At 46.4% G+C, this 2,390-nt stretch carries 3 protein-coding genes; 2 read left to right on the top strand and 1 reads right to left on the bottom strand.

Translation table 11 applies throughout. The features are described from left to right. On the bottom strand, nt 1–300 hold a 300-nt coding region (locus tag A3729_RS18400), incomplete at its 3' end, for a patatin-like phospholipase family protein (RefSeq protein ID WP_197475910.1). Nucleotides 301–396: 96 nt separating this feature from the next. Between A3729_RS18400 and hypB the strand changes: the two genes are divergently transcribed. Further along, nucleotides 397–1,119 carry a hydrogenase nickel incorporation protein HypB gene (gene hypB / locus A3729_RS18405; RefSeq protein WP_068554351.1) on the top strand — a complete coding sequence of 241 codons (723 nt, stop codon included), beginning with the start codon at nt 397–399 and terminating at the stop codon, nt 1,117–1,119. Then, a partial coding sequence (locus tag A3729_RS18410) for a Sua5/YciO/YrdC/YwlC family protein (RefSeq protein ID WP_197475911.1) occupies nt 1,103–2,390 on the top strand: 1,288 nt, incomplete at its 3' end. The genes hypB and A3729_RS18410, both read left to right, overlap by 17 nt.

Below are 2,390 nucleotides of genomic sequence, written 5' to 3' on the forward strand. Positions count from 1 at the left end.
ACCGATATCTTGCAAAATCATCTCGTGAATGGTTTTGGTGGTGAAGATACCTTTGCGTTGAATCGACAAACCGACCATCGAGCTGAAACTCATATCCTCGCCCACTTTCTTGATCTCGTCTATCGACTTACCGAAGGCATAGTAGCTCGCGACTAAAGCCCCAATACTGGTGCCGGAAATATAATCGATCTCTACATTTCGCTCTTCCAGTACCTGCAGCACGCCAATGTGAGCAATACCCTTTGCTGCGCCGCCGCCCAACGCAAGCCCGATACTCTGATTAAAAGGGTTCCATTTCATAAATTAAGTTTCTTATATTTGACCTGAGGCAATTCTAACCAGAGCGAGTTTCATTTACTATGATGTTTATCAGCTTACTAACAAGAATCGATATCCATGTGCACAACCTGCGGCTGCTCTACTCCCTCTCACTCTCATCAACATGAGCATGAGCACGACACTGACTCTAGGCTGATTGAGGTCGAACAAGACCTGCTTGCCAAGAATGATAGCTATGCGGAAAAGAATAGAGCCCTGCTTGCCTCAAATAAAGTGCTCGCTTTAAACTTGGTTTCAAGTCCAGGCTCCGGGAAAACATCCCTACTCACCGCTACGATCGAGCCCCTTAAGGGAAACAAAAGAGTCTGTGTTATTGAAGGCGACCAGCAAACAGATAATGACGCGCAGAGAATCATCGACAGCGGTGCCAAGGCAATTCAAATCAATACTGGAAAAGGCTGCCACCTCGATGCTCATGCGGTTGGACATGCCATGAAAAAGCTTGAGCTGGCAGAGCACGATATTCTTTTTATCGAAAACGTCGGCAACCTCGTTTGCCCCGCTGCTTTCGACTTAGGAGAACATAGCAAGGTCGTGGTCTTATCGGTCACGGAAGGCGAAGATAAACCGCTTAAATACCCTGACATGTTTAAAGCTTCTTCACTTATGCTAATCAATAAGTCTGACCTCCTTCCTTATGTCGATTTTGATGTCGATAAAAGCATCGAATATGCGCGTCGTATCAACCCGGATATTAAGTTTATCGTTCTATCCGCCAAAACAGGCGACGGGATGGAAGAGTGGTTAAGCTGGCTCAATCAACATGCACCAACAAGATAGTGACTCGGCAAGTATTCGCCTGAAAGTAAGCGGGCGAGTACAAGGCCTTGGCTTTCGGCCTTTTGTTTATCGGCTCGCTCACTCGCTTTCACTGACTGGTTCAGTACGAAATTCCTCCTCGGGCCTTGAAATTGTATTAACCGGGCAACAAGCCCAGCTTGATGAATTCCGTAATCAGCTTCTAGCAACAAAGCCCTCTGCGGCTCAGATGGAGAGTATTGAGCTTGAGCGTATTAGCCCTCAAATCTCAGCCACTAGCTTTTCAATCATAGAGTCAGAAACTGATTCCAATAGCCTATCATTATCGACAAATGCACCAGAAGTATCCCCTGACCTGGCACTGTGTTCCTCTTGTCTAGATGAACTATTTGACACAAATAACCGTCGTTACCTTCACCCTTTTATAAGCTGCACTCAATGTGGACCACGCTACAGCATTATTGCCGATCTGCCCTACGACCGAGACAACACCAGTATGGCAAAGTTCGACATGTGTAGTACCTGTCAGCACGAATATTCCACTCCCTCAAATGCCAAACGCTTCCACTCGCAAACCAATGCCTGCAATGACTGTGGACCACAATTAGCGCTAGTCGATAAGAAAGGTATTCGTTTGCCTCTAGAACAGAATCAGGCACTAATCGATTTTTGCGCCGAACAATTAAAGCAAGGCGCTATTATTGCTATAAAAAGCATCGGTGGTTTCCACTTAATTTGCGATGCCAAAAATTCTGAGAGTATTAAGCGGCTAAGAAAAGTTAAGCAACGCCCTGATAAACCCTTTGCCCTCATGGCCTTGAATACGCCTTCACTTGAGCCCATAGTCGAGCTAGACAGAGCAAGCCTTCACGAGCTGAATTCTTCTCACGCACCGATTGTACTTCTGCCTAAGAAAAGAACTTTAAAGCCTGACTCTAAGCAAGAAGAGGAAGATTGGCTCGCACCGAACCTAAGTGACTTGGGCTGCATGTTGCCTTATACCCCGCTTCATTATCTAATTTTTCATGCCCTGCTTGGCAGGCCAAAAGGAATAAATTGGCTTGAAGAAGCACAAAACTATCAACTACTCGTGACCAGCGCCAACCTTCCTGATGAACCCATAGTTTATGACAACGACAAGTGCATCGAGCAACTTGCCTCATTAGCTGACTTCGCCTTGCTAAACGACCGTGATATTCTCGCGCCGTCTGATGACTCAGTCATTCAGGCAGGTGAACCCAAAGCACTAATCAGACGCTCTCGCGGGATCGTTCCCACCTCGATAGCTTTGT

The organism is Oleiphilus sp. HI0043, from assembly GCF_001634935.1.